This is a genomic window from Ancylobacter vacuolatus, assembly GCF_030813595.1.
Classification (GTDB): Bacteria; Pseudomonadota; Alphaproteobacteria; order Rhizobiales; family Xanthobacteraceae; genus Ancylobacter; species Ancylobacter vacuolatus.
Map to the genome: position 1 here is coordinate 644,856 of NZ_JAUSUH010000002.1, position 24,140 is coordinate 668,995.

A 24,140-nucleotide genomic window follows, 5' to 3' on the forward strand; every position below is an offset into this window, starting at 1 on the left:
GCTCGTGTCCGCCGTGCCGAACGCCGCGCTTCCCAACGAACTCGCCGCCACCCGGCCGACGACGCCGCGCTATGCGCTCTATTTCGCCCCGCCGGCGCAGAGCCCGCTCTGGCGCTTCGGCTCCGCTGCGCTCGGCTATGACGCGGAGACCGGCACGGAGCCTGCACCGCTGGCGTTGCGGCGTTTCGATGCCGCGCGCTGGCGCGAGATCACCGCCGAACCGCGCCGCTACGGCTTCCACGGCACGCTGAAGGCGCCCTTCCGCCTCGCGCCCGGCCGCAGCGAGGACGAGCTGCGGGCCGCCTGCGCCCGCTTTGCCGAGAACCGCGCCGGCTTCGCCTCGCCCGGGGTGAAACTGGCCAGCATCGGCCGCTTCCTCGCCCTGCGGCTCGCTGCACCCAGCGCCGCGCTGGACCGGCTGGCCGCCGGCACGGTGGCCGCGCTCGACGATTTCCGTGCCCCGATGAGCGAGGCCGAGCGCGAGAAGCGCCTGCGGGCGCCCCTCACGCCACGCCAGCAGGAATATCTCGCCCGCTGGGGCTACCCCTATGTGCTGGACGATTTCCGCTTCCACATGACGCTGACCGGTACGCTGGACGATGAGGAGCGGGCGCTGGCAGAGGCGGAGCTTTCCGAGCATTTCGCCGCCAGCGGCGCCGACGGGCCGCTGATCGTGCGCGAGATCGCACTCTATCGGCAGGAGGCCGGCCCGTTCCGGCTGATCGCCCGCTTTCCCTTCGGCAGCTGAGGCGGAGACACGACCATGGCGCTCAAGCTCGGCCCGGTGCCGACCGTCGACCCCACCGCCGAGGTCACGCGCTCGACGCTGGGTCGCTACACCGAGGTCGGCCCGCGCACCCAGCTGCTGGAAGTGGAGTTGGGCGATTATTCCTACGTGGTCAACGATTCGGACATCGCCTACACCCGCATCGGCCGCTTCACCTCCATCGCCGCCATGACCCGGATCAACCCGGGCAACCACCCGATGCAGCGGGCGAGCCAGTCGCATTTCACCTACCGCGCCTCGGCCTATTTCGACGATGCGCAGGACGAGCCGGACTTCTTTGCCTGGCGGCGGGCGCAGGGCGTGACCATCGGCCATGATGTGTGGATCGGCCATGGCGCCATCGTCCTGCCGGGCCGTGCCATCGGCGATGGCGCGGTGATCGCCGCCGGCGCGGTGGTGACGAAGGACGTCGCGCCTTACACCATCGTCGCCGGCGTGCCGGCCAAGCCGGTGCGCGAGCGCTTCCCGCCCGTCATCGCCGAACGCCTGCAGAAGCTGGCCTGGTGGGACTGGGACCATGCCCGCCTGAGGGCCGCGCTGGACGATTTCCGCGCGCTGCCGGTCGAGGCCTTTCTGGAAAAGCACGGCGGGTAGGCCTGACGCCCCCGGCGCCATCCCGGCTCTCACGGCGCCCCTCCGGGATGGCGCGGCGCCCCGCCCTTGCGCCGGTCCCGCTCCGCCGCTACGCCTTGGCCTTGGAGTAGGAGGACGCGATGGCCGCAAGCGCACTGGATGTCGACGAGGTGCTCGCCCGCCGCCGGCTGCGGCGCAAGCTCGCTTTCTGGCGGGTCTTTGCGCTGCTGGTGGTGCTGCTCGGCGGGCTCGGCGCCTTTGCCTGGTGGAGCGATGGCGCGGTGCTGCCGCGTGCCTCGGCACATGTCGCCCGCGTCACCATTGGCGGCATCATCCGCAATGAGCGCGAGCGGATCGAGATGCTGGAAGCCATCGGCAAGTCCGGCGCCAAGGCGGTGATCCTTTCGATCGACAGCCCCGGCGGCACGGTGGTCGGTTCGGCCGCGCTCTATGACGCGCTGCGCCGGCTGGCGGAGAAGAAGCCCATTGTCGCGGTGGTGAACGGCATGGCGGCGTCGGGTGCGTATATCGCGGCCATGGGGGCGGACCACATCGTCGCTCCGCGCAACGCGCTGGTCGGCTCGATCGGCGTGCTGTTCCAGTTCCCCAACTTCGCCGAGCTGATGAAGAATGTCGGCATCTCCTATGAGGAGATCAAGTCGAGCCCACTCAAGGCGGCCCCCAACATGTTCGACCCGCCCACCGAGGACGCCCGCGCCGCGGTGCGCTCGCTGGTCGAGGACAGCTATGCCTGGTTCAAGGGGCTGGTGGCCGAACGCCGCCTGCTGGAGGGCGACAAGCTGGCCCTCGCCGCCGACGGCCGGGTGTTCACCGGCCACCAGGCCCTGCCGCTGCGCCTCATCGACGAGATCGGCGACGAGCGCACCGGCCGCGACTGGCTGGAGCGCGAGCGGGGCATCGATAAGGATCTTCCCGTACGCGACTGGCATACCCGCCGCAGTGGCGACGAATTCGGCTGGCTGCACGGTATTTCAATAAAGCTGATGTCGTTGATCGGGCTTGAAGATCTCGCCCGTATCGTGGCAGATGCGGCCGGTGGGGCCGCAGCGCAGGCCCGCCTTGACGGTCTTCTGGCCCTCTGGCACCCTCGGGGAGGCTAGACGGGGCCAAGAGCTTCCAAAATATCAATTTTTTGGAGTACCGACGAGCCGAACAAAAAAGGGGCCGGGGCGTCGATGATCAAGTCCGAACTTGTGCAGCGGATCGCTGAAGCAAATCCGCATCTCTATCAGCGCGATGTCGAAAACATCGTGAATGCGATTCTCGATGAAATTGTCGCCGCACTGGCGCGCGGCGATCGTGTCGAACTGCGTGGCTTCGGCGCCTTCTCGGTGAAGGCCCGCCCCGCGCGCACCGGCCGCAACCCGCGCACCGGCGCGCATGTGGATGTCGACGGCAAGGCCGTGCCCTATTTCAAGACGGGCAAGGAAATGCGCGAACGCCTCAATGATGGCGTCGACCTGGAATAGGTCTGCTGGAATAGGCTGCCGAGGGAGAATTCGTGCTGCGTCGTCTTCTGCTGATCCTCATCGTCCTGCCGGTCTCGGTAGGGCTTGTCATGCTCGCCGTGGCCAATCGCCATCCGGTGTCGCTGGTCATCGACCCGCTGACGGGGCCGGGGGGCTGGTCGCTTGAGGTGCCGCTGTTCCTCATCGTCTTCGCGGCGATGATCCTCGGCGTCGTGCTGGGTGGGGTCGCGGCCTGGCTAAGCCAGGGTCGCCACCGCCGGGCCGCCCGCAGTTCCGCGCGCGAGGCCCGTTCCGCCCATGCCGAGGTGGAGGCGCTGCGCGCCGCCAACCGCGAGCCGGCGGCGCGGCCGGTGATCACCCATCGCCGCGACGCGGCCTGATCGGACACAGCCATGAGTGATCTTCGTTTCGTCTCGTCCGGCGAGATCGCCGCGCTGTTGTCCTTTCCCGCGCTGATCGACGCCATCGAGGCGGCCTTTCGGCGCTCGATCACCGTGCCGGTGCGCCATCATCACACAATAGCGCGCCCAGACGGCGACGCGACGGCGCTGCTGATGCCGGCCTGGACCAGCGCGGGCACCGAGGACGACGTCTACGGCACCAAGCTGGTGACGGTGTTTCCCGGCAATGCCGCCCGCGGCATCGAGAGCATCACTGGGCTCTACATCCTTAATTCCGGCGCCACCGGCCAGCCGCTGGCAGTGATGGACGCCCGCGCCCTCACCGTCTGGCGCACCGCCGCCGCTTCCGCGCTCGCCGCCCGCTACCTCGCCCGCGAGGATGCCAGCCGGTTGGCGCTGATCGGGGCCGGGGCGCTGGCCCCCTATCTCGCCCGCGCCCATGCCAGCGTGCGGCCGATCCGCTCCATCGCGGTGTGGAACCGCACGCTCGCCAAGGCCGAGGCACTGGCGGAGATCCTGCGCAGCGAGGGCTTCGACGCGAGCGCCGAGGCCGATCGTGGCGCCGCCATTGCGGGGGCCGACATCGTCACCTCCGCCACGCTCTCGCCGCAGCCGCTCGTCGAGGGGCGCTACCTCGAACCCGGCCAGCATGTGGACCTCGTCGGCGGCTTCACGCCGATCATGCGCGAGGCCGATGACGAGGCGATCCGTCGCTCGCGCGTTTATGTCGACACCCGCGCCGGTGCCGGCAAGGAAGCGGGCGACATCGTCATCCCGCTCGCCAGCGGCGTATTGACGGCGGACGCCATACAGGGCGACCTGTTCGAGCTGACCGCCGGCACCGCGAAGGGGCGCGGCAGCGCGGACGAGATCACCCTGTTCAAGTCGGTCGGCACCGCGATTGAAGACCTCGCCGCCGCCGAGCTGGTGTGGAAGGCGCTGAAGGGCTGACGGGCCGGAGCCCATCGGCGGCCTGCGGCCTTCGAGGCCCGGCCAGGGGCCGGGCACCTCAGGATGAAGAACCGCCTGTTTTTGGATAGAGCCTCGTCATGCTGAGGCACCGCCTGCAAGGCCTCGAAGCACGCCGGGCGGCGCGCTCAATGTCCCGGCTTGCCCTGCGCCTTCACCCGCGCCGCGTCGAGCCGCTCGATGATCGCCTTGGCCACCAGCGTGACCAGCGCCACGAGGGTCAGCAGCGTTGCCACCGCGAAGGCGGCCACTGCATTGTTGTCCTGGTAGAGCAGCTCGATTTGCAGCGGCAGCGTGTTGGTCTGGCCGCGAATATTGCCCGCCACCACCGAGACGGCGCCGAACTCGCCCATCACCCGCGCATTGCACAGCGCCGCGCCATAGAGCAGGGCGAAGCGCACATTGGGCAGGGTGACGAGACGCAATATGCGCCAGCCCCCCGCCCCCAGCGTCACCGCCGCCTCCTCTTCCTCCGACCCTTGAGCGATCATCAGGGGGATCAGCTCGCGCGCCACGAAGGGAGCGGTGACGAACAGGCTGGCGAGGATGATGGCCGGCACGGCGAACATGATCTTGATGTCGTGTTCGGCCAGCCAGGGTCCGAGCAGCCCCTGCGCGCCATAAACGAAGAGATAGGCGACGCCGGCGATGATCGGCGAGATTGAGAAGGGCAGCTCGACCAGCGCCACCAGCAAATTGCGGCCGGTGAAGCGGAACTTGGCGATGCACCAGGCGGCGGCGATGCCGAAGCCGACATTGATCGGCACCACGATCAGCGCGGTGAACAGGGTGAGACCGATGGCATATTGCGTGTCCGGCGCGGCGAAGGAGGCGGCATAGGCGCCCATGCCGTGCCGGAACGCCTCGGCGAAGATCGCCAGCAGCGGTGCCACCAGCACCAGCGCGGTGACGAGCAGCACGGTGCCGATCAGCAGGAAACGCGCCAGCGGGCCATCGCCGACGCGGATGCGGCGGGGCGGATGAGCGTTGGCGGGAGGAAGCGGTTCGCGGGCCATGGTGTCAGTCCCCCGTGCCGATGCGGCGCTGCTGCCAGAGCTGGATCATATTGACCAGGAACAGCATGACGAAGGCGAAGCCGAGCAGCGTCGCGGCAATGGCGGCGGCGGCCGGGTAGTCATATTCCTCGATGCGGATGAAGGTGAGCAGCGACACCACCTCGGTCTTCAGCGGCAGATTGCCGGCGATGAAGATGATGGCGCCGAACTCGCCCAGCGAGCGGGCGAAGCCGAGCGAGGCACCGGTGAGGAAGGCCGGCAGGATGGCGGGGAAGATGATGCGGGCGAAGATGCGCAGATCCGACGCGCCGAGCGTGGCGGCGGCTTCCTCGACATCGGCAGCAAGGTCCTCCAGCACCGGCTGCACGGTCCGCACCACGAAGGGAATGGAGGTGAAGGCCATGGCCATGGCGATGCCGAGCGGAGTGTAGGCGACCTCGATGCCGATCTGCGCCAACGGCCCGCCGAACCAGCCATTCTTGGCGAACAGCGCCGAGAGGGCGAGGCCCGCCACGGCGGTGGGCAGGGCGAAGGGCACGTCGACCAGCGCGTCGAGATAGCGCTTGCCGGGGAACTCGTAGCGCACCAGTACCCAGGCCAGCGCCAGCCCGTAAATGCAGTTGAACAGCGTGGCCAGCGCCGCAGTGGACAGGGTGATGCGGAAGGCCGCCATGGTGCGCGCCCCGCTCATGATGGCGAGGTAGCGCTCCCAGCCGACATCCAGCGCCTGCCAGACCAGCGCGCCGAGCGGCAGCAGCACGATCAGGCTGAGATAGAGCACGGTGATGCCGAGCGAGAGCGGAAGGCCCGGTATGACGCGGTTCAACGGGCGGCTCCTTGCGTCTGGGCCCCCGTTCGCGAACGGGGAGCGGGAAAACTCCAGAACGGAGTTGGCCGGGACACGCCCGGCCATTGCCGCAATTCAACATGAATGTCCAGCGTGGACAGGCCTTCTGCCGCTTCCGGCACGTCATCCCGGAATTGCCGTCAGGCAATATCCGGGATGACGTCGACACTCATTCCCTTCGCGCGATCCCGGCTCTGCGCTTCGCTTGGCCGGGATGACAAGGGGGGTGCGCCGTCGCCTACTGCGCGACGAACAGCTCGTCGAGCTTGCCGCCGGAGGCGAAGTGGGTCTTCTGGGCGTTGGCCCAGCCGCCGAACACGTCCTCGACCTTGACGAGGCGGACGGGAGCGAACTTGGCCTTGAACTCTTCCGCCACCTTGGGGTCGACGACGCGGTTGTTGAGCTCGGCGGCGATCTTCTGGCCTTCCGGCGAATAGAGATAGGTCAGGTAGTCGGTGGCGACCTGGCGCGAGCCGCGCTTGTCGACCACCTTGTCCACCACCGCGACCGGGAACTCGGCGAGCAGGCTCACCTCGGGCACCACGACCTGGAAGTTCTTGTCCTTATAGGCGTCCTTCACGCCGATCACCTCGGCCTCGAAGGTGATGAGCACGTCGCCCTGCTCGCGCTCGACGAAGGAGGTGGTGGCGCCGCGCCCGCCAGTGTCGAACACCACGACATTGGAGAGCAGCTTCTTGGCGAAGGCGTCAGCCTTGGCGACGTCGCCGTTGAACTTCTCCAGCGCGAAGGCATAGGCGGCGAGATAGGTGTAGCGGGCATTGCCCGAGGTCTTCGGGTTGGGGAACACCAGCTTCACGTCGTCGCGGACAAGATCGTCCCAGTTCTTCACGTTCTTCGGATTGCCCTCGCGCACGAGGAAGGCGGGGAACGAGTACCAGGGTGAGGAGCCGTTGGGCAGGCGGGTCTGCCAGTCCTTGGCCACATAGCCCTTGTCGGCGAGGAAGGTGATGTCGGTGATCTGGTTGAAGGTCACCACGTCGGCCTCAAGGCCCTCGACGATGGAGCGCGCCTGCTTGGAGGTGCCGGCATGGCTCTGGTTGACCTTGATCTCCTTGCCGGTCTTCGCCTTGTAGGCCGGCTCGAACTGCTTGTTCTCAGCCTCGAACAACTCGCGGGCGACGTCATAGGAGGCGTTGAGGATCTGGTTCGGCTCAGCGGCGCGGGCCTGCGGCGCGATGGCGGCGAAGGCGAGGGGCGCGAGCGCGGCGGCGAGGGCCGAGGTCAGGATCAGGCGGCGCGAGGGGCGCATGGGCAGTCTCCACGGTCGGAACAGGGCGCGGCCGGGGTCGCGGCCAGCAAATACATCATAGAGTCGTGAATTTAATAATTTCACAGTCAAACGTGAGTAGCATGCGGGATGTCGTCACGGAAGGGGTAATTTCAACCCCGCTGCCCTGCCATTTCACATTCGCGGCAAGGATACCCCGCCAATGTCGGCGCCCTTCTGTCCCGCCGTCGGCGACACCCTCGCCTCAATGGCCGGTTCCGTGCTAGGTGGCTCTCTTCCAGGAGGCGTCCGTGTCGCTTGAGATCAAAATCTGCGGGCTCAGCACCGCCGAGACGCTGGAAGCGGCGCTCGGTGCGGGTGCGGACATGGTGGGCATGGTGTTCTTCGCCCCCTCGCCGCGCCATGTGGACTTCGCCACCGCCGCCGTCCTCGGTGCCCAGGCGCGCGGGCGGGCGCAGATTGTCGCGCTCACCGTCGATGCCGATGATGCCGCGCTCGCCGCCATTCTCGACGCGCTGCGTCCCGGCATGCTCCAGCTGCACGGCCGCGAGACCCCGGCGCGCGTCGCCGCCATCAAGGCGCGCTTCGGCCTGCCTGTGATGAAGGCGCTCGGTATCGCCGGCCGCGAGGACCTTGCCGCGCTGGCCGCCTATGAATCGGTGGCGGACCGGCTGCTGCTCGACGCCAAGCCGCCCCGGGGCGCCGTGCTGCCCGGTGGCAATGGCGTGACCTTCGACTGGAACCTTCTCGCCGGCCTTGACCTCGCCCGGCCCTTTATGCTGTCAGGCGGGCTCGACCCGGAAAACGTCGCGAACGCGGTGCGGCTCATCCATCCGCCCGGTCTGGACGTATCCTCCGGTGTCGAACGTGGACCCGGCATCAAGGACCCGTCCCGCATCGAAGCCTTCCTGCGCGCCGCGCGGGCGGCCGAGGCGGAAGGTGGGGCCCGCCGGCCCTCGGGCGACACACCCGCCGGCGCCACCGCCATCGGCGCCAAGCCGACGCCGCCTTCACCTGCCAGAGAGACGAGCCCGTCGTGAACGCTCCCAACTCCTTCCGCACCGGCCCCGACGACAACGGGCATTTCGGCCTCTTCGGCGGTCGTTTCGTTGCCGAAACGCTCATGCCGCTGATCCTCGATCTGGAGACGGCCTATAATGAGGCCAAGGCCGATCCCGCCTACAAGGCGGAGATGGATGCCGGGCTGAAGCACTATGTCGGCCGCCCCAGCCCGCTCTATTACGCCGAGCGCCTGACCGAGTATCTGCGCGCCGGCGCAGCTCCGGGTATGGGCGCCAAGATCTATTTCAAGCGCGAGGAGCTGAACCACACCGGCTCGCACAAGGTGAACAACGTCCTTGGCCAGATCCTGCTCGCCCGCCGCATGGGCAAGAAGCGGATCATCGCCGAGACGGGCGCGGGCCAGCACGGTGTCGCCACCGCCACGCTGTGCGCCCGCTACGGCCTCGAATGCGTCGTCTATATGGGCGCCGTCGACGTCGCCCGGCAGGCACCGAACGTTTTTCGCATGAAGATGCTCGGCGCCAGCGTGGTGCCGGTGCAGTCCGGCTCGAAGACGCTTAAGGACGCGATGAACGAGGCGCTGCGCGACTGGGTGACCAATGTCAGCGACACCTTCTACTGCATCGGCACGGTAGCCGGCCCGCATCCCTACCCGGCGATGGTCCGTGACTTCCAGAGCATCATCGGCACCGAGACCCGCGAGCAGATGCTGGAGATGGAAGGCCGCCTGCCGGACAGCCTGATCGCCTGCATCGGCGGCGGCTCCAACGCCATGGGCCTGTTCCACCCCTTCCTCGACGACCCGAGCGTGCAGATCTTCGGCGTCGAGGCCGCCGGCCACGGCATTCCCTCAGGCCAGCACGCCGCCTCGCTCACCGGCGGGCGCCCCGGCGTGCTGCACGGCAACCGCACCTATCTTCTGATGGACGGCGACGGCCAGATCGCCGAGGCGCATTCGATCTCCGCCGGCCTCGACTATCCCGGCATCGGCCCGGAACATTCGTGGCTGCACGACACCGGCCGCGCCACCTATATCTCCGCCACCGATGACGAGGCGCTGGCCGCCTTCCAGCTGGTGGCGAAGCTTGAGGGCATCATTCCGGCGCTGGAGCCGGCGCATGCGCTGGCCAAGGTCGCCGATCTCGCCCCGACCCTGCCGGAAGACCATCTGATGGTGGTCAACCTCTCCGGCCGTGGCGACAAGGACATCCCGCAGGTGGCGGACATTCTGGGAACGAGCCTATGAGCACCCGCATCGAGACGCGCTTCCGCGCCTGCGCCGCCGAGGGGCGCGCCGCGCTCGTCACCTTCGTCACCGCCGGTGACCCCGATTTCGACACCTCGCTCGCCCTGCTGAAGGCCCTTCCGGCGGCGGGCGCCGACATCATCGAATTCGGCGTGCCCTTCACTGATCCGATGGCCGACGGCCCGGCGATCCAGGCGGCGGGGCTGCGCGCGCTGGCCGCAGGGCAGACGTTGGCCAAGACGCTCGCGATGGTGAAGACCTTCCGCGCCGGCGACGACACCACCCCCGTGGTGCTGATGGGCTATTACAACCCGGTCTATGTCTATGGCGTCGAGCGGTTCCTCGCCGACGCCAAGGCGGCCGGCGTCGACGGCCTCGTGGTGGTCGACCTGCCGCCGGAAGAGGATAACGAGCTGTGCCTGCCGGCGCTGGCGGCCGGGCTCGACTTCATCCGTCTCGCGACCCCGACCACCGACGACAAGCGCCTGCCAGCCGTGCTCAAGCATACGGCGGGCTTCGTCTACTACGTCTCCATCACCGGCATAACAGGCATGGCGCAGGCCGATCCAACCGCCGTCGGCACGGCGGTGACGCGGATCAAGCGCCACACCGCGCTGCCCGTCGCCGTCGGCTTCGGGGTGAAGACGCCCGAGAGCGCCGCCGCCATCGCCGCCAATGCCGATGGCGTGGTGGTCGGCTCGGCGCTGATCGACGCGCTGCGCGCCACGCTCGACAGCGAGGACCGCGCGACGCCGGCGACGCTTCCCGCCGTCACCGACCTCGTCAGCAGGCTGGCCGAGGCGGTGCGCGGCGTGCGCCGCCAGGCGGCGGAATAGGCCGGGGCGCACGCAAGGCGAGCGGCGGAATCGCTGTTGCGCCTTTTCATCGCCCTTCTGCGGCATTAGATGAGGGGCGGCCGGCGGCAGGAAAACCCTGTCGCGAGCCGCCGCGCCACCGTCCGGAGCCCGACCGTTGAACTGGATCTCGAACGTCGTCCCCAAGCTGAGCTCCTTCCTGAACCGCCGGGAAGTGCCGGAAAATCTCTGGGTAAAGTGCCCGGAGACCGGGCAGATGGTGTTCCACAAGGATCTGGAGGCGAATCTCCACGTCGTCCCCGGTTCCGGCTTTCACATGCGGATGGACCCCGCCGCTCGCCTGCGCTCGGTGTTCGACGGCGGAAAATGGTACGATATCGCGCTGCCGGCGGTCGCCATCGACCCGCTGAAGTTCCGCGACGAGAAGCGCTATGTCGACCGGCTGAAGGACGCCCGCGCCAAGACCGGCGCGCAGGACGCGGTGAAGGTCGGCTATGGCAAGCTGGAAGGCCTGCCCGTCACCGTGGCGGTGCAGGATTTCGGCTTCATGGGCGGCTCGCTCGGTATGGCCGCGGGCGAGGCCATCGTCACCGGCCTTGAGACCGCCGCCTCGCGCGGCACGCCCTTCATCATGTTCGCTTCCTCCGGCGGCGCGCGGATGCAGGAAGGCATCCTCTCGCTGATGCAGATGCCGCGCACCACCTGCGCCATCCAGGAGCTGCGCGAGGCCAAGCGCCCCTATATCGTGGTGCTGACCAACCCGACCACCGGCGGCGTCACCGCCTCCTACGCCATGCTGGGCGACATCCAGATCGCCGAGCCGGGCGCGCTGATCGGCTTTGCCGGCCCGCGCGTCATTGAACAGACCATTCGCGAGAAGCTGCCCGAGGGCTTCCAGCGGGCCGAGTATCTGCGCGACCACGGCATGATCGACCTTGTGGTGCATCGCCACGAGATGCGCGCCACCCTCGCCCGGCTGTGCCGCCTGCTGATGCGGGCCCCGGCGCCCGCCCCCCTTGCCGATCAACCCAAGGCGCCGCTGGCAAAGTCGTCCGAGGAAGCGGCGTCGGGCGAGGCCCCGGCACTGCCGGCCCCCGCGCCCAAAAGTGCCGCGCCCACGAGCGCCTGAGGCAGCCATGACCGCGCTTCCCGCCGCCGGCCCCGGCCCCATCGAGGGGTCGCTGCGGCCGGTGGATGCCATTTTCGACCGCCTGCTGGCGCTGCACCCGAAGCTGATCGACCTGTCGCTCGACCGCATGTGGCGGTTGCTCGACCGGCTCGGCCATCCCGAGCACCGGCTGCCGCCGGTGATCCATGTCGCCGGCACCAATGGCAAGGGCTCCACAGTCGCCTTTATGCGGGCGATTCTGGAAGCCGCCGGCAAGCGGGTGCATGTCTACACCTCGCCGCATCTGGTGCGCTTCAACGAGCGCATTCGCCTCGCCGGCAGGCTGGTCGACGATGCCCGGCTCACGCAGGCGCTGGCGCGGGCGGAAGAAGCCAATGGCGGCGAGCCGATCACCTTTTTCGAGATCACCACCGCGGCGGCGATGCTGCTGTTCGCCGAGGTGCCCGCTGACATATTGCTGCTGGAGGTGGGCCTCGGCGGTCGCCTCGACGCTACCAATGTGATCGACAAGCCGCTGGTGAGCGTCATCACCCCGGTCTCGATCGACCATGTGGATTTCCTCGGCGAGACGGTGGCCGAAATCGCCGGCGAGAAGGCCGGTATCCTCAAGCGCGGCGTGCCGGCCGTGCTCGGCCATCAGCCGCGCGAGGCGCTGGCAGTGATCGAGCGGCAGGCCGCCCGGCTCGGCGTGCCGCTCTCGGTGATGGGTGAGCATTATCAGGCGCATGAGGAGGGCGGCCGGTTGGTCGTCGCCGACGAGGCCGGCCTGATGGACCTGCCGCGCCCGCGCCTTGTCGGACCGCACCAGATCGGCAATGCCGGTCTCGCGGTGGAGGCGCTGCGGGTGGCCAATCTCGGCCTGCCGGCGCACGCCTTCGAGGAGGGGATGCGGTCGGCACAATGGCCGGCACGGCTGCAGCGTCTCGGTCCCGGCCCGCTCACCCAGCGGGCACCGGAAGGCGTCGACATCTGGCTCGACGGTGGCCACAACGCCGCCGGTGGGCAGGCGCTCGCCGCCGCGCTGGCCGATCTGGAAGACCGGGTGTCGCGGCCGCTGGTGCTGATTGTCGGCATGCTCGGCAACAAGGACGCGGACGCCTTCCTCGCGCCCTTCGCCGGCTTGGCCCGCGAGCTGGTGGCCGTGCCGGTGCCCGGCGAGCACAAGGGCGCGCCGCCGGAAGCCCTGGCGGAAGCGGCACGGGCCTATGGTCTTGATGCCTCGACCGCCCCGAGCGTCGCCGTCGCGCTGGAGGGGCTGTCAGCCTTTCCGGTCGGCGCCGCGCCACGGGTGCTGATTGCCGGCTCGCTCTATCTCGCCGGCGCCGTCCTGGGCGAGAACGGCGCGCTGCCGGATTGAGCTGTGGGTTTCGCGCGGGATCCTTGGCCGCGCACCATCCGGGGCATACGGCATAACCCTGCGTCATGGCCGGGCATCACCCGGCCATCAGCGGATTGGTTCGTGAAGGAAGACGTGGATCCCCGGGCCAGGGCCCGGGGATGACGCGCGTGATCGAACGGCCGGCGCGCGTCAGCGCGGCGCCAGCACCATGATCATCTGGCGGCCTTCGAGCGAGGGCTCGGCCTCGACCTTGGCAATGGTCGCCAGCTCTTCCTTGACCTTGTTGAGCAGCTTGTAGCCCAGCTCCTGATGCGCCATCTCGCGACCGCGGAAGCGCAGGGTGATCTTCACCTTGTCGCCTTCCTCGAAGAAGCGGTGGATGGACTTCATCTTCACCTCATAATCATGGGTGTCGATGCCGGGGCGCAGCTTGATTTCCTTGATCTCGACAACGTGCTGCTTCTTGCGCGCCTCGTTGGCCTTCTTCTGGTTCTGGTATTTGAACCGGCCATAGTCGAGAATCTTGCAGACCGGCGGCGCCGAATTCGGGGCGATCTCGACGAGATCGAGACCGGCCTCCTGCGCCATCGCGATCGCGTCGCGCGTGAGCACGACACCGAGGTTCTGCCCCTCCTGATCGATGAGCTGAACTTCGCGGATGCGGATGTCTTCGTTGACGCGCGGACCGTCCTTTTCCGGCGCGACGGGTCTCATGGGGCGACGAATGGCGTCTTCTCCTCTGCCATTTCAGATAGTGGCGTTTTCACCGCGCCTCGAAGGTCGCCGGCCGGCTGATTTCCGCGCGCGTAAAACGGTCGCAGAAGATCGTGACAAACCCGACAGAAGTCAACGGCGTGACGGCCGCGATCGCATGTAATTACGCATGCCAAGGTACTTCCAGCCGCGCATGCGCGCGCTGGAGCCCCCGGCCCGCTGTTCGTCCGCGATCCCTGCCTGTAAGCCAAGATGGCGTTGCCGGCCCGAATCGCAAGATGCCGGCGGCCAGACCCCGCTCCCGGTACCGCCGACGGTTGAGGAAGAACCTGCGATGAACCACCCCGCCGACAAAGACGACGCGCCCCATTTTCTCACCGTCGGCGACGACCAAAGGGCGATCGCGGTGCGCGTCACCCCTGGGGTTTCGACCGCCGGCTCGCCGGGCGTCCTGTGGTGCGGCGGCTTCCTCTCGGATATGCGCGGCAGCAAGGCGCAGGCGCTGGCCGAATGGGGCGCGCGCACCGGGCGGCGCATCGTGCGTTTCGATTACTCCGGCCACGGCGAATCGGCCGGAGCGTTCGAGGACGGCACGATCTCGCGCTGGGCGCAGGACGCCCTCGCCGTGTTCGACGCCGAGACGCAAGGCCCCCAGATCGTGGTCGGCTCCTCCATGGGCGGCTGGATCGCGCTGCTTCTCGCACGGGCACTGGCGGCGCGCGGCGAGACCGGCCGGCTCGCGGCGCTGGTGCTGATCGCCCCGGCGCCCGATTTCACCGAGGAGCTGATGTGGAAGGCGATGCCGGAGGAGGTGCGCGCCGCCCTGATGCGGGACGGCCAGTGGGTGCGCCCTTCGGAGTACGGCCCCGGGCAGGTCATTACCCGCGGGCTGATCGAGGACGGGCGGGCCAACCTCGTGCTCGGCGCGCCCTTCGCCGTGGGCTGCCCTGTGCGGATCCTGCAGGGTGTGGCCGACCCGGATGTGCCCTGGCAGCACGCGCTGCGCCTCGTCACATGCCTCGCCGAGGACGATGTGGTGCTGAGCCTCATCAAGGATGGCGACCACCGCCTGTCCCGCCCCGAGGACATCGAGCGCATCCTGGCGGCGGTGGAGGAGGCGGGCTGAGGGGGCTGGGCACCGGCGCGTCGGCCGGTCGCGGCCGGCTTCAGCCGCCCGGCGCGCGCAGGAAAATGATCTCGCTGGTGTCGTAGCGGCGGCGCTCCAGCTCCTCGAAGCCCTCGGGGGCGGCAAAGGCGGCCTCGACCGATTCCTCCACCACGACCAGCGCGCCGGGCGCCAGCCAGCGACCCGCCAGCGCCTCCGCCACCGCCTTCTCGGCGAGGCCGCGCCCATAGGGCGGATCGCAGAAGACGAGGTCGAAGGCATCGCTGGCGAACGCCTCGCCGAGCTTGGTGGCATCGCGGCGGAAGATGCGGGTGATGCCGGCGACGCCGAGCGTCTCGACATTGGCGCGGATCAGCCCGCGCGGCTCCGGCGCCTCATCGACGAACACCGCCAGCTTCGCGCCGCGCGACAGCGCCTCCAGCCCCAGCGCGCCGGTGCCGGCGAACAGGTCGAGCACGCGGGCGCCGTCCGCCGCATCGCCATAGGCATGGGCGAGCACGTTGAACAGCGCCTCGCGCAACCGGTCGGAGGTCGGGCGCGTGGTCATGGAGGAGGGGCCGCGCAACGTCCGCCCCTTGAAGCGCCCGCCGACGATCCGCATGGCCGGGTCCGTCAGCTGCGCGGCGAACGGGGCGGGCGGCCGGGTTTGCCGCCAGAGGGCTTGCCAGACGGCCTGCCACCGGAAGGCTTGCTGCCGAAGGGCTTGCCGCCGGTTGGCCGACCCGCCGGCTTGCCAAACGGCTTGCCACCGGACGGTCGGCTACCCTCAGGACGGTCGCCAGAGGGTTTGCCGAACGGCTTGCCGCCGGACGGGCGCCCGCCGGGCTTATCGGCAAAATTCTTGGCGCCATAGCTTTTGCCACCGCCGCCGGAGGGCCTGTCACCGAAGGACCGGCCACCCGCCGGCTTGTCCCCGAAAGAGCGACCGCCAGACGGCTTGTCGCCGAAGGAGCGGCCGCCGGCCGGGCGATCGCCGCGCGGGGGACGATCCTCGCGGGGCGCCCGATCGTCGCGGGAACGGAACGGCCGCGCGCCCTGCGGGCGGTCGCCCTCGGGACGTTCGCGGCGGGCAGGGCGCTCATCGCCTTCCGGCCGGGGGCGGAAGGAACGGGCGGGCCGCTCGCCCTCGGGGCGTGGCCCGCGCTCGCGGAAGGGGCGCGCCGAATCCGGGCGAGCCCCCTCGGGACGCTCGCGGCGGGCGGGGCGTTCGTCGCCTTCCGGGCGCGGCCGGAAGCTGCGTGACTGCTCGGACTTCACCCGGCCGCTATAGGGCCGGGCGCTGCCGGCGCCACGGAAGGAACGCCCGCCCTCGGGGCGCTCCGGCCGGGCCGGGCGTTCGCTGCGCTCGGGACGCTCGCCACGCGAGGCATCGGAATCGTTGCGCGGCCGGAAGGTGCGCTCGCCCTCGGGACGAGGCGCGCGCTCGCGGAACGGGCGCTCGGGACGGTCGCCGCGCGCCGGACGCTCGCCGCGCGGGGCATCGGAATCGCTGCGGGGGCGGAAGGTGCGCTCGCCGGCCTCACCCTCGCGATCGACGCGCGGACGGGCGGGGCGCGGGCCGCCGACCTTGCGGTCGCGGCTGGAAGCGCCGGCCCGGGTGGGGCGCTCGCCGAAGGGGCGCTCCTCGCGGGCGGGGCGGGCCTCGCCGGCCTCGGCAGCCTGATCCGGGCGCTTGCGGAAGGTCCGCTCGCCGCCGCGTTCGCCGCTGGCGGCGGCGGGGCGCTTGCCGGTGCGCACGCTGGCGCGTTCCTCGTCGCGCCGGGCGCGGGCGGGGCGGGCGGGGGCGTCCTCAAGCGGGGCTTCCGTGGAGCGCACGCGCTGCACCAGCACCTTGCGGCCCTTGCGGTCGGCAACGACACCGGCTGTCACGCTCTTGCCCTCGCCCGGCTCGGTGTCGATGGGCAGGCGCCGGTGGCGGTCCTCGGCCCCTTCCGGCTTGGCGTAGCGCGGCTTCGCCGCCCCCTTCGCCGCTCCCTTGGCGCCCCCCTTGGCGGCGCGGGCGGGCGCGTCGTCCTCGGCATGGTTGAACAGCGGCCCGTCGAAATCGGCGCCGGCGGCCTTGGAGAGCGCCTCGCCGAGCTGGTCGGCGAGGATGCGGGTGCGCACCTCCTCGGCCTCGCCCTGCGGCAGCTCGCCGAGCTGGAACGGGCCATAGGAGAGGCGGATCAGCCGGTTCACGTCGAGCCCGAGCGAGCCGAGCACATTGCGCACTTCGCGGTTCTTGCCCTCGCGCAGCGCCAGGGTCAGCCACACATTGGCGCCCTGCACGCGGTCGAGCACCGCCTCGATCGGCCCGTAATGCACGCCCTCGACGGTGATGCCGGCGATCAGAGCGTCGAGCTTGTCCTGGGTGATGTCGCCCTTGGCACGCACGCGATAGCGGCGCAGCCAGCCGGTTTCCGGCAGCTCCAGCACCCGCGAGAGCCCGCCATCATTGGTCAGCAGGATCAGCCCTTCGGTGTTGAGATCGAGACGGCCGACCGAGACCAGGCGCGGCAGGCCGGCGGGCAGGATCTCGAACAGGGTGGGGCGGCCTTCCGGGTCGAAATTGGTCGTCACCACGCCCTTGGGCTTGTGGTAGAGGAACAGCCGCGTGCGCTCCTTCTCCGGCAGCTTGACGCCGTCAACGGTGATCTCGTCCTCGGCGGTCACGGTGCGGGCTGGGCTTTCCAGCACCTCGCCATTCACCGCCACGCGCCCGGCCAGGATCCATTCCTCGATCTCGCGGCGCGAGCCGAGGCCGGCGCGGGCCACCACCTTGGCGATGCGCTCCGCCTCGCGCGGTCCCGCCTCCTCGGACGCGGCCGGGCGGGCGGCGCGGGGAACGCGGTTGATTTCCTTGCGGGGCGGCGTGTTTTTGGGCATGGGGATTGATCCGGTCTCCGGGCGGCGGGTGCTAGCATGTCCTGCAGGACGATGCGAGCTTTTGGCGAGCTTTAGACGAGTAGGGCCTTGACGAACGAGCGTTCCGACGCGGCCGGCACCGGCTGGGCCCGCCGCGATTTCATGCGGCTTGCCCTCATTGAGGCGGCCCGCGCCGCCACCCGCGGCGAGGTGCCGGTGGGCGCGGTGCTGGTGCGTGCGGGCGAGGTGCTGGCTGCCGATGGCAACCGCACCCGCGAGCTTTCCGACCCCACCGCCCATGCGGAGATGCTGGTCATCCGCGCGGCGGCCGCCCGTCTCGGCAATGATCGGCTCACCGACTGCGATCTCTACGTCACTCTGGAGCCTTGTACCATGTGCGCGGCAGCGATTTCCTTCGCGCGGCTGCGCCGGGTCTATTACGGCGCGGCCGACCCCAAGGGCGGGGCGGTGGAAAGCGGCGTACACTTCTTCGCCCAGCCGACCTGCCACCACCGGCCGGATGTCTATGGCGGCCTGGGCGAGAGCGAGTCGGCCAGCCTGCTGCGCGGTTTTTTCGCCGGGCGGCGAGAGTAGAGTGTTTTCAAGCGAAGTGGATGCCGGTTCGCGTCAAGAAAACGCGGCAAACCAAAGGTCTACCCCAGCACCGCCTCAAGCCGGCGCTTCACCTCGTCCTTGACCGGCTCGGCGGCCTTCAGGATGGCGGCGGCGCGGAAGAAGTCGAGCACGCGGAAATCATTCACATTGGGCCGGATCAATATGTCCGGCGCCCCGGATTTCAGCTTCTCGCCGACGATGGAGGAGGCCATGATCTGCAGCGTGGCGAACATCGCCTCGAAAGGCGCCGGCACGCCGCGCATCTCCGTGCCATGGCCGCCGGTGATGTCGACAGCGATCACCACATCGGCCCGAGCGCGAAGCAGGTCGAAGGGCAGCGGGTTCACCGCCCCGCCATCGACCAGCGTGTGGCCCTCCAGCTGCACCGGGCGGATGAGGCCGGGAATGGCCAGCGAGGCCGCCACCGCCGGGCGGATAGGCCCGCTGGCGAAGGTGCGCTCGCAGCGCTCCCAGTAATCGGTCGCCACCACCTGCAGCGGAATCGAAAGTTCCTCGAATGTCTCCGGCACCGCCTCCGGCATGAAGCCGCCGATAAAGCGCTCGGCATCGATCAGCACCGGGTTACCGAGGCCGGCACCGAACAGATCGGAGATGCGCCCCACCCGCGCGGCGAGCAGGCGCTTCATCACCTCGCCGCGATTTTTCAGCGTCTGGGTGACGAGGTGGCGGATATCGCGCGCGGGCATGCCCGCAGCATAGACGCTGGCGAACAGCGCGCCGATCGACGCCCCGGCCATGGCGGTGGGACGCAGGCCGAGATCGTCCAGCGCCTCCAGCACCAGAATGTGGGAGAGACCGCGCGCCCCGCCCGAGCCCAGCGCTACGCCGAGCGTCGGCACCCGGTGCGCCGGGGCGCCCGGCACCGTGCCACCGGGCGAGGAGATGGCGCCGCGCGCTGCGGTTTCCTCCGTCGCCGAGGGGGAGGCTGTCGGCGCAAGCTCGCCAACCGGGGCATCGCCCGCCGGCGGGCGCCGACGTCGGCCAGAGGTGGAATCATCCATGGTTTCGCCCATGCACGTGTTCTGCCACGGGCCCGCGGCATTTGTTTGAACATGGGCCCGCCGGCGCGGCGACGCCAGAGTGGGCGGCCCGCATTCGGCCGAATAGCGGGCTTTTCAGCGCCCGGCTCAGTCGCCCAGCGCCCGCCAGGCGATGTCGCGGCGGCAGAAGCCTTCCGGCCAGTGGATGCGGGCAATAGCGTCATAGGCCCGCTCGCGCGCCTCGGCGACATTGCCGCCGAGCGCGGTAACGGTCAGCACCCGCCCGCCATGGGCGAGGATGGCCTCGCCCTCCCGACGGGTGCCGGCATGAAACACCTTCACGCCGGGAATGGTCTCCGCAGCCTCCAGCCCGCCAATGCGCGAGCCCTTGCCATAGGGGCCGGGATAGCCCTTCGTCGCCATCACTACGGAAATCGCCGCGTCGGGCTTCAGCGCGACCGGCTGGTCCTCCAGCTGGCCTGTGGCAACAGCGGCGAGCAGCGCCAGCAGATCGCCCTCCATCCGCATCATCAGCACCTGGCATTCGGGATCGCCGAAGCGGACATTGTATTCGATCAGCTTCGGCCCCTCGCTGGTGATCATCAGCCCGGCGAACAGCACGCCGCGAAACGGGCTCGCCGCATCGGCCAGCGCGCGGGCGGTGGGCTTGACGATGTCGTGCAGGGTGCGCCGCTCCATCTCGGCGGTAAAGACCGGGGCGGGCGAGTAGGCGCCCATGCCGCCGGTGTTCGGCCCCTCGTCATTGTCGAAGGCGCGCTTATGGTCCTGCGCCGAGCCGAAGGGCAGCACGGTCTCGCCATCGACCAGGCAGAAGAACGAGACTTCCTCGCCGTCGAGGAATTCCTCGATCAGGATTTCCGTGCCCGCGCCGCCCATGGCGAACACCTCGTCGACGCCGGCCAACGCCTCCTCCAGCGTCATCGCCACGATCACGCCCTTGCCGGCCATCAGCCCGTCAGCCTTGAGCACGATCGGCGCGCCGTGGTGCCGGACGAAGGCGCGGGCGTCTTCCACCTGGGTGAAACGCCCGAAGGCGGCGGTGGGGATGGCGTGCGCCTTGCACAATTCCTTGGTGAAAAGCTTGGAGCCTTCCAGCTGCGCCGCCACCCGGCGCGGGCCGAACACGGCGATGCCCTCGCTGATCAGCCGGTCGGCGATGCCGTCGACCAGCGGCGCCTCCGGGCCGACCACGACGAGGTCGATCTTCTCGGCGAGGCACAGGGTGACGATGGCGTCATGGTCCTCCAGCGGCACGCTGTCGAAACAGGTGGCGAACTGGGCGATGCCAGGATTGCCGGGCAGCGCGAAGAAGGCGCCCATCAGCGGGCTCTGCGCCAGCTTCCAGGCGAGCGCATGCTCGCGGCCCCCTGAGCCGAGCAGAAGAACATTCATGCGGCAACCTCGATCTGCGCGCCCCGGCGGGCGCCTCGCTGAGCGTTTCGCCTAAACGTTCGGGCGGCGGGGAGCAAGGGGGAGCGGCGAATGGGAGGTCGGGCCCGACACCATCGAACATCCTTCGCGGCTCGGGCTCTGCCCGCGCCTCGAAGGATGACGTCGCACGGGGGACGACGAACCACGCTCGTCATGCTGAGGTGCGAGCGAAGCGAGCCTCGAACCACACAGCCGGCATGCGCCCCGCTCCCGAAGGCGCCCCTCACTCATAGGCCAGCGCCACCACCGGATCGAGCCCCGCCGCCTTGCGGGCGGGCAGGTAGCCGAAGACGAGGCCGGTGAGGAAGGCGCAGGCGAAGGCGAGAAGCGGCGGCATCAGCGAGAGCACGATGGTCACGCCCATTCCTTCCAGGCCCAGCGCGGCGGCAAGGCCGAGTCCGACGCCTACCGCCCCGCCGACCGAGCACACCACCAACGCCTCGGTGTTGAACTGCAGCATGATGTTGCTCATCCGCGCCCCCGTCGCCATGCGGATGCCGATCTCGCGGGTGCGTTCGGTCACGCTCACCAGCATGATGTTCATCACCCCGATGCCGGCCACCAGCAGCGAGATGGCGGCGACGCAGCCGAGCACGAGGGTCAGCGTGTTCTGCGTCTCCATCGCCGTCTCCAGGAACTGCGCGGTGTTGCGTACCTGGAAATCCTCGGTCTGGTGGCGTTCGGCGATGATGCGGGTGATCGCCGCCTCCACCGCCGGAATGTCGCCGGCCTGCGTCACCTTGATCGTGACCGAGTTCAGGAACTGCCGGCCGAACACCCGCACGAAGCCGGTGGAGAGCGGCACCAGCGCCACGTCGTCCTGGTCCTGGCCGAAGGCATTGGCGCCGCGCGGGGCGAGGACGCCGATTACCTCATAGGGCACGTTCTTGACCATGACATAGCGGCCGATCGGGTCGTCGGCACCAAACAGGTTCTGGGCTACGGTCTGTCCCAGCACCGTCACCGGCGCATAGGCGCGCACATCGGCCGGGGTGAACATCACCCCGCGCGCCAGCGCCCAGTCGCGGGCGGCGAGATAGTCGGGCGTGGTGCCGGTCACGGTGGTGAAATAGTCGAGCGAGCCGTAGCGCAGCGTGTAGCGGCCGGAGCGGTCCGGGGCGATGGCTTCGATGCCCGGAATGGTCTTCAGCGCCTCGGCATCCTCCGCCAGTAGCGTGGCATTGTCGCCGGCGGTGCGGATGCCCGGCGCGCCGGGGCGGACGATGAGAAGATTGGTGCCGATCTGCGAAATGCGGTCCAGCACGCTCTGCTTGCCGCCATCACCCACCGCCAGCATCGTGATCACGGAGGCGACGCCGATGACGATGCCCAGAAGCGTCAGGGCGGTGCGGAACAGATTCGCCGTCATCGAGGCGAAGGCCATGCGCACCGCTTCCGCCAGATCGGGCACGAAGCGCGCCAGCCCGCCGCGCCGGGCCGGGCCGGTGCCGGGCAGTGGCGCGCGGGCGGGCTCGTCCTCGCGCCGCTCGTCGGAGACGATGCGCCCGTCTTGAAAGCGCACGACGCGGCGGGCATGGGCGGCGACATCGGGGTCGTGGGTGATGAGAATGACGGTGTGGCCCTCGGCATTGAGTTCGCCGAGCAGCGCCAGCACCTCCTCGCCGGAGCGCGAATCGAGCGCGCCGGTCGGCTCGTCGGCCAGGATGACAGGCGCCGCGTTCATCAGCGCGCGGGCGATGGAGACGCGCTGCTGCTGGCCGCCGGAAAGCTGATTCGGCCGGTGTTCGCTGCGCTCGCCGAGCCCCAGCCGGGCGAGCAGCCCGTGCGCCCGCTCCTCGCGCGCCTCGCGCCCCATGCCGGCATAGATGGCGGGAATGGCGACATTCTCCGCCGCCGTCAGGCTGGGCAGCAGATTGTAGCGCTGGAACACGAAGCCGAAGGCCGAACAGCGCAGCTCTGCCAGCTCGTCCGGACCCAGCTCCTCCACGTCGACGCCGTCGACGCGGTAGGCGCCGGACGACACCCGGTCGAGGCAGCCGATGATGTTCATCAGCGTCGACTTGCCCGAGCCGGACTGGCCCATGATGGCGATGAACTCGCCGGAATGGATGGAGAGCGACACGCGGTCGAGCGCCCGCACCACGCTCTCGCCATTCGGGTAGATGCGGCTGACATCGACGAGCTCGACGATCGGCCGCATTTGCTCGCCTGCCAGGCGGGCTGTGGCGGTGCTATCCTCGATGCGGGTCGCGGCCTCGCTCATCGCCTCAGCCCAGACGCGGCGGCATGGAGGGGCGGCCCCCACCCGGACGCGGGCCCGCCGGGGCGTTGGCGCCCGTTATCACCGTCTCGCCGGCGTCCAGCCCCTCCAGAATCTCGGTCTGGCTGCGGTTGGACAGGCCGGTCTTCACCGGGCGCTCCTGCGGCCCCTGCGGGGTCAGCACGCGCACGCTCTGGCTGCCGTCGCGGGCGGTGCGGATCGCCGGGGTCGGCACCAGCTTAACGCCTTTGGCCTCGCCGAGGCGGAAGAATACCTGCGCCGTCATGTCGGTCATCAGCATCAGGTCTTCATTGGGCACGTCGATCAGCACATTGTAGAGCACCACGTCGTTGACGATGGTGGGCGTCGGCTCGATCTGCCGCACCGTGCCGCGCCAGCGCCGGTCCGGCAGGCCCAGCGTGGAGAAGGAAGCCGGCGTGCCGACGGTGATCCGGGGAATGTCGCCTTCCGCCACCTGCGCCGTCACCGTCATCGTCTGCAGGTCGGCGATGCGCAGCACGATGGGGGCGGACTGGTTGGCGTTCAGCGTGCCGCCCTCGCGGGCGGTGATGGAGACGACCGTGCCGTCCATTGGGGCATAGATCTTGGTGTAGCCGAGATTGGCGAGGTCGCCGTCCAGCGTCGCCTGCATCTGGGCGATCTGCGCCTTCAGCGCGTCGATCTTGGCCTCGCTGATCTGTTCGGTCGCCATGGCGGCGTCGGCGGCGTCCTTACTGCCGGACTGGTTCTTGAGCAATTGCTGCGCGCGCTCATTGCGCAGCCGGTCCAGCGTCAGCTGCGCCTCCGCCTGCGCCAGCTGGGCGCGCAGATTGTCGAGGCTGGCGCGGTCGCCGGCGACGCGGGTCTGGTAGACGGTGGGGTCAATCTCGGCGAGAAGGTCGCCCTTCTTCACCACCTCGCCCACATCAGGGTGGATGGTGCGCAGCTGGCCGGAGACCTGCGTGCCGACATCGACATAGGTCTTGGGCTGCATCTTGGCGATGGCGTTGACATTGGTCTCGATGTCGCCGAGCGCGACGATGGCGGTCTGGAAGGCAGGCGCCTCCTCGGGCGCCTGGACGCCGGCATAGTAGTAATAGCCGCCCCCGGCCATCAGCAGGGCGGCGAGCAGCCACGGCCAGCGCCGCCGCCGGCCCGCCGCCTTCTCACCCGTCCAGCTGTTTTCCGCCTTCTGTAACATCACGCCATTCCGTCCTCGCCGGCTTCAAGGCGTAAGGCCTAAGTTACGGCAGATAAAGTGAATTCGCGGTAATGATGGATTG

23 protein-coding genes are annotated in these 24,140 nt (G+C 69.4%); 13 read left to right on the forward strand and 10 right to left on the reverse strand.

Features of this window, described 5'->3' with window-relative positions:
* Window positions 1-4: 4 nt before the first annotated feature.
* The 6 genes from J2S76_RS06995 (at window position 5) to lhpI (ending at window position 4,202) form a co-directional block, all read left to right on the forward strand.
* On the forward strand, window positions 5-748 hold the full coding sequence (locus J2S76_RS06995; protein WP_307058822.1) for a DUF1045 domain-containing protein: 744 nt from the start codon (window positions 5-7) through the stop codon (window positions 746-748).
* Between the two features lie 15 nt (window positions 749-763).
* On the forward strand, window positions 764-1,381 hold the full coding sequence (locus J2S76_RS07000; protein ID WP_307058825.1) for a DapH/DapD/GlmU-related protein: 618 nt from the start codon (window positions 764-766) through the stop codon (window positions 1,379-1,381).
* Window positions 1,382-1,500: 119 nt separating this feature from the next.
* Complete coding sequence (gene sppA, locus J2S76_RS07005; protein ID WP_307058827.1) at window positions 1,501-2,481, forward strand: signal peptide peptidase SppA; 981 nt, start codon at window positions 1,501-1,503, stop codon at window positions 2,479-2,481.
* Window positions 2,482-2,556: 75 nt separating this feature from the next.
* A complete protein-coding gene (gene ihfB, locus J2S76_RS07010; RefSeq protein ID WP_091439795.1) occupies window positions 2,557-2,850 on the forward strand; it encodes an integration host factor subunit beta in 294 nt (97 codons plus the stop codon).
* Between the two features lie 32 nt (window positions 2,851-2,882).
* Entirely contained in the window at window positions 2,883-3,230 is a 348-nt protein-coding gene (locus J2S76_RS07015; RefSeq protein WP_307058831.1) for a lipopolysaccharide assembly protein LapA domain-containing protein, read from the forward strand.
* 12 nt (window positions 3,231-3,242) lie between these two features.
* Window positions 3,243-4,202, forward strand: coding sequence for a bifunctional Delta(1)-pyrroline-2-carboxylate/Delta(1)-piperideine-2-carboxylate reductase (gene lhpI, locus J2S76_RS07020; RefSeq protein ID WP_307058834.1), 960 nt, complete (start codon window positions 3,243-3,245; stop codon window positions 4,200-4,202).
* A 146-nt stretch (window positions 4,203-4,348) separates the two neighbouring features.
* Here lhpI and cysW read toward each other — a convergent pair whose 3' ends face one another.
* The 3 genes from cysW to cysP form a co-directional block, all read right to left on the reverse strand.
* Window positions 4,349-5,236, reverse strand: a complete 888-nt coding sequence (gene cysW, locus J2S76_RS07025) for a sulfate ABC transporter permease subunit CysW (protein WP_307058837.1) — start codon at window positions 5,234-5,236, stop codon at window positions 4,349-4,351.
* A gap of 4 nt (window positions 5,237-5,240) precedes the next feature.
* Window positions 5,241-6,062, reverse strand: a complete 822-nt coding sequence (gene cysT / locus J2S76_RS07030) for a sulfate ABC transporter permease subunit CysT (RefSeq protein WP_018388612.1) — start codon at window positions 6,060-6,062, stop codon at window positions 5,241-5,243.
* A 259-nt stretch (window positions 6,063-6,321) separates the two neighbouring features.
* A complete protein-coding gene (gene cysP / locus J2S76_RS07035; protein WP_307058839.1) occupies window positions 6,322-7,353 on the reverse strand; it encodes a thiosulfate ABC transporter substrate-binding protein CysP in 1,032 nt (343 codons plus the stop codon).
* Between the two features lie 269 nt (window positions 7,354-7,622).
* On the opposite strand from cysP, the gene J2S76_RS07040 reads away from it, so the two are divergent.
* The 5 genes from J2S76_RS07040 to J2S76_RS07060 all read left to right on the forward strand — a co-directional run bounded on the left by J2S76_RS07040 (window position 7,623) and on the right by J2S76_RS07060 (window position 12,902).
* On the forward strand, window positions 7,623-8,372 hold the full coding sequence (locus tag J2S76_RS07040) for a phosphoribosylanthranilate isomerase (protein ID WP_307058842.1): 750 nt from the start codon (window positions 7,623-7,625) through the stop codon (window positions 8,370-8,372).
* A complete protein-coding gene (gene trpB, locus J2S76_RS07045) occupies window positions 8,369-9,601 on the forward strand; it encodes a tryptophan synthase subunit beta (RefSeq protein ID WP_307058844.1) in 1,233 nt (410 codons plus the stop codon). The genes J2S76_RS07040 and trpB overlap by 4 nt, the downstream gene beginning before the upstream one ends.
* Entirely contained in the window at window positions 9,598-10,437 is an 840-nt protein-coding gene (gene trpA / locus J2S76_RS07050) for a tryptophan synthase subunit alpha (protein ID WP_307058846.1), read from the forward strand. The genes trpB and trpA overlap by 4 nt, the downstream gene beginning before the upstream one ends.
* Before the next feature lie 136 nt (window positions 10,438-10,573).
* On the forward strand, window positions 10,574-11,545 hold the full coding sequence (gene accD / locus J2S76_RS07055) for an acetyl-CoA carboxylase, carboxyltransferase subunit beta (protein WP_307058848.1): 972 nt from the start codon (window positions 10,574-10,576) through the stop codon (window positions 11,543-11,545).
* Between the two features lie 7 nt (window positions 11,546-11,552).
* Window positions 11,553-12,902: a bifunctional folylpolyglutamate synthase/dihydrofolate synthase gene (locus tag J2S76_RS07060; protein ID WP_307058851.1), complete on the forward strand. Its 1,350-nt coding sequence runs from the start codon at window positions 11,553-11,555 to the stop codon at window positions 12,900-12,902.
* Between the two features lie 171 nt (window positions 12,903-13,073).
* On the opposite strand, the gene infC is transcribed toward J2S76_RS07060, so the two are convergent.
* Window positions 13,074-13,598 carry a translation initiation factor IF-3 gene (gene infC, locus J2S76_RS07065; RefSeq protein WP_018388620.1) on the reverse strand — a complete coding sequence of 175 codons (525 nt, stop codon included), beginning with the start codon at window positions 13,596-13,598 and terminating at the stop codon, window positions 13,074-13,076.
* Between the two features lie 334 nt (window positions 13,599-13,932).
* On the opposite strand from infC, the gene J2S76_RS07070 reads away from it, so the two are divergent.
* Window positions 13,933-14,724, forward strand: a complete 792-nt coding sequence (locus J2S76_RS07070) for an alpha/beta hydrolase (protein ID WP_307058855.1) — start codon at window positions 13,933-13,935, stop codon at window positions 14,722-14,724.
* A 40-nt stretch (window positions 14,725-14,764) separates the two neighbouring features.
* Here the strand turns inward: J2S76_RS07070 and rsmD are convergent, their stop codons facing one another.
* Both rsmD and J2S76_RS07080 read right to left on the reverse strand, forming a co-directional pair.
* Complete coding sequence (rsmD, locus tag J2S76_RS07075) at window positions 14,765-15,325, reverse strand: 16S rRNA (guanine(966)-N(2))-methyltransferase RsmD (RefSeq protein ID WP_307058857.1); 561 nt, start codon at window positions 15,323-15,325, stop codon at window positions 14,765-14,767.
* Window positions 15,326-15,336: 11 nt separating this feature from the next.
* Window positions 15,337-17,589, reverse strand: a complete 2,253-nt coding sequence (locus J2S76_RS07080; RefSeq protein ID WP_307058859.1) for a pseudouridine synthase — start codon at window positions 17,587-17,589, stop codon at window positions 15,337-15,339.
* 87 nt (window positions 17,590-17,676) lie between these two features.
* Between J2S76_RS07080 and J2S76_RS07085 the strand changes: the two genes are divergently transcribed.
* A complete protein-coding gene (locus J2S76_RS07085; protein WP_307058861.1) occupies window positions 17,677-18,162 on the forward strand; it encodes a nucleoside deaminase in 486 nt (161 codons plus the stop codon).
* A 59-nt stretch (window positions 18,163-18,221) separates the two neighbouring features.
* Here J2S76_RS07085 and J2S76_RS07090 read toward each other — a convergent pair whose 3' ends face one another.
* From J2S76_RS07090 to J2S76_RS07105, 4 genes are all read right to left on the reverse strand, one after another.
* On the reverse strand, window positions 18,222-19,217 hold the full coding sequence (locus tag J2S76_RS07090; protein WP_307058863.1) for a patatin-like phospholipase family protein: 996 nt from the start codon (window positions 19,215-19,217) through the stop codon (window positions 18,222-18,224).
* 114 nt (window positions 19,218-19,331) lie between these two features.
* A complete protein-coding gene (gene purD, locus J2S76_RS07095) occupies window positions 19,332-20,597 on the reverse strand; it encodes a phosphoribosylamine--glycine ligase (protein WP_307058865.1) in 1,266 nt (421 codons plus the stop codon).
* Window positions 20,598-20,859: 262 nt separating this feature from the next.
* Window positions 20,860-22,797, reverse strand: a complete 1,938-nt coding sequence (locus tag J2S76_RS07100) for a MacB family efflux pump subunit (protein WP_307059140.1) — start codon at window positions 22,795-22,797, stop codon at window positions 20,860-20,862.
* Window positions 22,798-22,864: 67 nt separating this feature from the next.
* Window positions 22,865-24,058 carry an efflux RND transporter periplasmic adaptor subunit gene (locus J2S76_RS07105; RefSeq protein ID WP_307058867.1) on the reverse strand — a complete coding sequence of 398 codons (1,194 nt, stop codon included), beginning with the start codon at window positions 24,056-24,058 and terminating at the stop codon, window positions 22,865-22,867.
* Window positions 24,059-24,140: the final 82 nt, after the last annotated feature.

Coding starts and splice junctions, on each gene's coding strand:
- J2S76_RS07000 (WP_307058825.1), top strand. CDS start 764: ATGGCGCTCAAGCTCGGCCCGGTGCCGACCGTCGACCCCACCGCCGAG.
- sppA (WP_307058827.1), top strand. CDS start 1,501: ATGGCCGCAAGCGCACTGGATGTCGACGAGGTGCTCGCCCGCCGCCGG.
- ihfB (WP_091439795.1), top strand. CDS start 2,557: ATGATCAAGTCCGAACTTGTGCAGCGGATCGCTGAAGCAAATCCGCAT.
- lhpI (WP_307058834.1), top strand. CDS start 3,243: ATGAGTGATCTTCGTTTCGTCTCGTCCGGCGAGATCGCCGCGCTGTTG.
- cysW (WP_307058837.1), bottom strand. CDS start 5,236: ATGGCCCGCGAACCGCTTCCTCCCGCCAACGCTCATCCGCCCCGCCGC.
- cysP (WP_307058839.1), bottom strand. CDS start 7,353: ATGCGCCCCTCGCGCCGCCTGATCCTGACCTCGGCCCTCGCCGCCGCG.
- trpA (WP_307058846.1), top strand. CDS start 9,598: ATGAGCACCCGCATCGAGACGCGCTTCCGCGCCTGCGCCGCCGAGGGG.
- J2S76_RS07060 (WP_307058851.1), top strand. CDS start 11,553: ATGACCGCGCTTCCCGCCGCCGGCCCCGGCCCCATCGAGGGGTCGCTG.
- infC (WP_018388620.1), bottom strand. CDS start 13,598: ATGAGACCCGTCGCGCCGGAAAAGGACGGTCCGCGCGTCAACGAAGAC.
- J2S76_RS07070 (WP_307058855.1), top strand. CDS start 13,933: ATGAACCACCCCGCCGACAAAGACGACGCGCCCCATTTTCTCACCGTC.
- rsmD (WP_307058857.1), bottom strand. CDS start 15,325: ATGCGGATCGTCGGCGGGCGCTTCAAGGGGCGGACGTTGCGCGGCCCC.
- J2S76_RS07080 (WP_307058859.1), bottom strand. CDS start 17,589: ATGCCCAAAAACACGCCGCCCCGCAAGGAAATCAACCGCGTTCCCCGC.
- J2S76_RS07090 (WP_307058863.1), bottom strand. CDS start 19,217: ATGGGCGAAACCATGGATGATTCCACCTCTGGCCGACGTCGGCGCCCG.
- purD (WP_307058865.1), bottom strand. CDS start 20,597: ATGAATGTTCTTCTGCTCGGCTCAGGGGGCCGCGAGCATGCGCTCGCC.
- J2S76_RS07100 (WP_307059140.1), bottom strand. CDS start 22,797: ATGCGGCCGATCGTCGAGCTCGTCGATGTCAGCCGCATCTACCCGAAT.
- J2S76_RS07105 (WP_307058867.1), bottom strand. CDS start 24,058: ATGTTACAGAAGGCGGAAAACAGCTGGACGGGTGAGAAGGCGGCGGGC.